At 58.6% G+C, this 4,827-nt stretch carries 5 protein-coding genes and 1 pseudogene; 4 read left to right on the top strand and 2 right to left on the bottom strand.

Annotated elements, in window-relative coordinates; translation table 11 throughout:
- Positions 1–460: 460 nt before the first annotated feature.
- The 3 genes from M3436_19340 (at position 461) to M3436_19330 (ending at position 2,130) form a co-directional block, all read left to right on the top strand.
- Positions 461–1,195 carry an SDR family NAD(P)-dependent oxidoreductase gene (locus M3436_19340; GenBank protein MDQ3566143.1) on the top strand — a complete coding sequence of 245 codons (735 nt, stop codon included), beginning with the start codon at positions 461–463 and terminating at the stop codon, positions 1,193–1,195.
- 77 nt (positions 1,196–1,272) lie between these two features.
- Positions 1,273–1,842 (top strand): DUF309 domain-containing protein, encoded by a 570-nt coding sequence (locus M3436_19335; protein ID MDQ3566142.1) that lies wholly within the window; start codon positions 1,273–1,275, stop codon positions 1,840–1,842.
- Positions 1,843–1,956: 114 nt separating this feature from the next.
- Positions 1,957–2,130: a 2-oxoglutarate and iron-dependent oxygenase domain-containing protein gene (locus M3436_19330; protein MDQ3566141.1), complete on the top strand. Its 174-nt coding sequence runs from the start codon at positions 1,957–1,959 to the stop codon at positions 2,128–2,130.
- 61 nt (positions 2,131–2,191) lie between these two features.
- Here the strand turns inward: M3436_19330 and M3436_19325 are convergent.
- Positions 2,192–2,858: pseudogene (locus M3436_19325) on the bottom strand (protocatechuate 3,4-dioxygenase).
- 228 nt (positions 2,859–3,086) lie between these two features.
- Complete coding sequence (locus M3436_19320) at positions 3,087–3,560, bottom strand: YbhB/YbcL family Raf kinase inhibitor-like protein (protein ID MDQ3566140.1); 474 nt, start codon at positions 3,558–3,560, stop codon at positions 3,087–3,089.
- Positions 3,561–4,331: 771 nt separating this feature from the next.
- Between M3436_19320 and M3436_19315 the strand changes: the two genes are divergently transcribed.
- Complete coding sequence (locus M3436_19315; GenBank protein ID MDQ3566139.1) at positions 4,332–4,655, top strand: MTH938/NDUFAF3 family protein; 324 nt, start codon at positions 4,332–4,334, stop codon at positions 4,653–4,655.
- The last annotated feature ends 172 nt before the right edge of the window (positions 4,656–4,827 follow it).

Genomic DNA, 4,827 nt, shown 5'->3' with positions numbered 1-4,827 from the left:
CACCCTGACTCGTCAACATTGCAATAACCTTAACCCAGTCGCAAGAATATAGCTTCCCTCTGGTAGCGGCCGCCGCACTCGCAGGGCTGGCGGCTGGCATCCTCGTTAAACTTTTGAGACCTTTGGAGCGTTCGCGATGCCTACAATAGGGCTGGCCCAGCTTACTCCAGAGGTCCGTGCACGCGGTGTGACGGCATACTCGTCCGGGAATCACGCTCAGGCCAGCGCGCCGGCCGTGAAGCTCTCCCTACCGATTAGGGATCACCTTTGAGAATCTTAAATCGAAATCCCTAGCTCTGTTCCGCCACTATCCTAGCGGCACGCTTCGGTGGCACCGGGTCGGTGTCCGATATTGTGGCAGTGGCGATGGCGTTATGGTCAAATTATCCGCATCGGGTCTCTTAACGCTCAAGCGTTGAACCGAATCCTATTGCGGGCTTTGAGTTCGAGGGATGCAGCGATGAATTACCGTGATCGCATCGTTCTCATCACTGGCGGTAACTCCGGCATCGGTCGGGCGTTTGTCGATCGCTTCGTTGAAGCCGGCGCGCGGGTGTTCACTTGTGGCCGTAATGCGCGCACATTGAGCGAATTGCGTGCGGCGCACCCGGGGATCGATGCCTGGCGTTGCGATATTGCCTCAGCTCGGGAGGTCGATGCTTTGCGCGATCACATCGCAAACGAGTGCGGTCGGCTCGATATGCTGGTGAACAACGCCGGGGTCATGACGCAGGTGCCATTCCGTGACGAAGGTGTTGACGATGCGACCATCGCGCGCGAGATAGAGACGAATCTGACGGCCCCGATCCTCCTCACGCGTCGGTTTTTACCTTTGCTCCGGGAGGGTCGAGAACCGTTGATACTGATGGTCACCTCGGGCTATGCTTTGCTGCCTGCCCGTCGCGCACCTATCTACTCGGCTACCAAGGCCGGTCTACGCGCGTTTACACGCGCCCTTCGCTATCAGCTCGATGGCAGCAGGATCCGTGTAGTTGAAACCTTACCTCCGTTCGTCGATACCCCGCTGACCGCCAATATACGCGGGCGCAAGATGAGCCCGGTGGCGGTAGTGGATGCGACGCTACGTGCGATCGAGCGCGGTCGAGACGAGGTTTTCGTCGGCCAGGTAAGGTATCTCCCTTGGCTCATGCGCCTGGCACCCGGCCTGGCGTCACGCCTTGTGGCCAACTCTTGAGCGGGTTTTGGGGCGATCCTCCTGCAGAGAGGTATCGCCTCCAATAACGCGACAGCGCGCTTTCCTAGGCAGCCTGCATGAAACGGAAAATAGACCGTGCTCCATACGTGATGGCCACTCCACTGCCGGACGCGGAGCCTTCGCCGCCCGAGCCGCTGCCCCGACGCTACTCCTCGCTCCCATTCCCCGCCTATCGTTTTGTCCCTGGGCGCACTCCACATCCAACGCGCAACCCAAGGGGGCATTCCTATGGCATAGATCGATGGGTGGTAGTCTCCTTCGACCCACCCGAGTGGCGCACCTCAACCGCCTACCTCCATGGTGTTGATCTCTTCAACTACGCTTATTGGTGGGAGGCACATGAGGCCTGGGAAGGCCTCTGGATGGCCGCCGGACGGCGGACGCCGAGCGGGCGGTTCTTGCAGGGCCTCATTCAGGTTTCAGTCGCACATCTGAAGTGGTTTCAGGGCCTCCCCGAGCCCGCAAGACGGCTCCTGCGGGAAGGGTTTGCGAGAATGACCCAGTGCCCCACGCCGTTTCTTGGGATTGAGGTCGCGTGCTTCCAGTGCGATGTGGAAGCGTATTTCGCCGGCACTCGCGATCTTCCGCCGGTCATTCAACTGGTTGGTTTTGCCGTTGATGGCTAAGTGCCGCTGATCTTCCTTAAAGTAGAGCCGTATGGAGCATTCGCACCTTGGACCGGAGCCTTCCGGTCATTGATACCCACCCGTTGATCGCGGGGACGGCGGCGCGCCACCCGCGTGGCCAAGCAGATCGGCCAGGCGTGCCGCGAGTACGGGTTCTTCTATATCGTCGGTCATGGAGTGGACGAGGAATTGCCGCAGCGGCTCGAGCGATTGAGCCGCCAGTTCTTCGCACAAGCTATCGAGAGGAAAATCGAGATCCGTTGCTTTCGTATGCAACCTCGGCGATAACTCCTTCCACGATCAGGTGCTAGTTGTCAAACACAACAACGGCACAGACCTCATATTCGGGCTAGCCCTCTGGCGTGAGGCCCAGCACGATGTCGAAGCGCGCGGCGAGCTCGCCGACGCCTGACCCCTCAAGCGGGGCGAAATCCACTATGACCGCACGGCGCGCTTGTGGGTCGTCGATGGCATTGAGGATGCCATCGCGTTCGTTCCCCGGGTGGCCTTGGACATAACACTGAGTGGTCCACTTTCCTCGGCCTTTCATCTTTATGGCAAAGTGGATGTGAGGGGCGGGACGACTGGGGTAGGGGACTGGCTTGATGGTCCGGAAATAGTACTCACCGCTCTGCCCGGTCAGGAAACGCCCGAATCCTTGAAAGCTCATATCGCGCTTCTTCCGGTTGGCGCTACCCGAATGGAGGGTAGACGCCCTGGTTGTCCACCTGCCAGATCTCGACGAGAGCGTTCCTGATGGGGTCCCCATGCACATCGAGGATCCTGCCGCTGAGGTGCGTGACTTCGCCCACTGCGGGCGTTAGGCCATCGTTGATGACAAGTAAGTCATTGTCGGTGTCGAACGGTAGCTTATCCGGGTAGAAGGGCCCCTCGGTCTGCCTCGGCGTCGGCACGAGCGCTTGGGCGCATGCGCCGCGAGCCATCAAAGTCATCACGCCTAGTGTGAGTGTACGTAGAAAGACACGGCGGTTCGGGAGCAGCACAGGATTGCTCATGTCGCGGTGTCCTCGTAGTTGCGTGCGGACCCAAGCATGGAATTGCGGATAGTGGGTATCCACTTCACCCCAACGGCTTCTGGATGTGCCCCCCGTTTGGTGGGAACCGAAGCAACTGACCACAACATGTAGGTTCAGGTGGGGCTAAATGGATACGCACTTTGCGGATAATGGCTGCCTTACAGACCTTAAGCTCGAGCTGTATGCGGCCGCGTCGCCACCAATAATCTAGTTGCGCTGGTATGTCCCGATTAGTTGCACCTGGTCGAGGATATGACCCTGCATTCCGTTTTCCAGTGCTGCCGCAGTCGGTTTGCCGAGGTCGGGCAACACCACATCGAGCGCATAGAGCTTGTGGAAGTAGCGATGGCGACCGATCGGCGGGCAGGGGCCCCCGTAGCCCGTGCGCTTCCAGTCGTTCAACCCCTCGCGTGTGCCGGACGGCAGATCGCGCGGAGGGACCGCCTCCGGGAGCCCGGCGGCGGTCGGCGGAAGGTTGTAGAGCACCCAGTGCACCCAGGTCGTTTTCGGCGCTGCTGGATCGGGGGCGTCAGGGTCGTCGAGGATGAGGGCCAAGCTTTTCGTTTCCGAGGGAATTCCGGTCCAGGCCAATGGCGGTGAGATGTCCTTGCCGTCGCAGGTGTATGCTTGGGGAATGGTGTCGTTGTTGGCGAAGGCCAACGAGGTCAGTGACAGGCTCATGGGCTTTGCCTCCTTCTCAGCCGCCACGCTGTGGGCTACCAGCGTGAGCAGGCACAGCGTGACGATGATGAATCCGATCGCGGACCGATGCATGGAACGTTTCCCTTCCGGCCTTCGGGATTTGCCGGTTGCCATCATAGAACAGTGTGCCGCAGTTCCTCAAGCCAAGGACAAAGTCATGGCGATGGCGGAACGCGTCCTGCAATCCGCCGGCATGCTGCACTTGCCAGCGCAGATCTCTGTAGCGAGACCAATCCAATCAGATCAGCCTCGCATGGCCATCTGTACCGCGGTGTCGGTGTTCCACTCCCTCCCGGACAATCACGCGACGAAGCGGTGCAAGTTGGTAGCATTCCTTTGCGCATAGTTCTGATCGCAATTGGTGAACAGCAGCACCGCGGCACCTTCGGCGGCACTTGAATCGGTTTACCTCTGGAAGCTCGGCTTCGGAGAGATCGTGTCCCTGCGATCGCTGGCTTTTTCTGTTCCATCAGCAGCAGCGGCCACGAACAGTTGCGAATGGGTTGACCGTTAGCTCTAAACTTAAACTGTCCCTGAAACTATGCGAAGGCAGCGCTATGCTGAGCTTCACGCTTATCTGGGCGACACCGTATGGTAGACTCTAACTTACGTCGTCGGAATTTTCGGCTAGAGTGTCTGCTCTTCCGCTCTACGGGTTGTTGTGATTAGGTAACCATCTGAGATTGTGAGGCCCGAGTGATGGATCAAAGCAGGCGTTCACCTGCTATTACCCACTTGTCCTGGGGAAGGATGGAAATGGACGGTTATGCTCCATTCAAGGACGCCAAGGTTTATCCCGGTGGCGCCAGAGAGTGGGACTGGCGTGAAACAGGGACCCATCATGTACCCGGCATTCAACCGGCCGATGTGCAGGAATTAGTGGATAACGGTGCCGAGGTCATCGTCCTTTCAGAAGGGATCCTGAACTACTTGCGGGTGTGTCCCGAAACACTACGGCTCCTCGAACAGAAAGGGATCACGACGCACGTACTTCCGACTGAGAAGGCCGTCAGCCTTTACAACCGGTTGTGCGAAAAGGAACGGGTCGGTGGCCTGTTCCATTCCACGTGCTGAGTGAGAAGGGATAAAGAACAGGGGTGACATCGAATTATCCTTCTTTTGCGCCAACTTGGAACTCAACTTACCGATCCCCTAGCCCGCATTTCTCACCAATGTGTCGATACATGAGCTAAAGGCATTGATGAGGACATCAGAAAAGAAGACCGCTTGAATTAGCCGCTGCGGT

It is taken from the genome of Pseudomonadota bacterium, assembly GCA_030859565.1.
Classification (GTDB): Bacteria; Pseudomonadota; Gammaproteobacteria; order JACCXJ01; family JACCXJ01; genus USCg-Taylor.
This window is presented reverse-complemented; position numbering and strand designations above follow the sequence as displayed.

Excerpts from the sequence above, each read along its gene's own strand:
- M3436_19340 (MDQ3566143.1), top strand. The coding sequence starts at position 461 with ATGAATTACCGTGATCGCATCGTTCTCATCACTGGCGGTAACTCCGGC.
- M3436_19335 (MDQ3566142.1), top strand. The coding sequence starts at position 1,273 with ATGAAACGGAAAATAGACCGTGCTCCATACGTGATGGCCACTCCACTG.
- M3436_19320 (MDQ3566140.1), bottom strand. The coding sequence starts at position 3,560 with ATGAGCCTGTCACTGACCTCGTTGGCCTTCGCCAACAACGACACCATT.
- M3436_19315 (MDQ3566139.1), top strand. The coding sequence starts at position 4,332 with ATGGAAATGGACGGTTATGCTCCATTCAAGGACGCCAAGGTTTATCCC.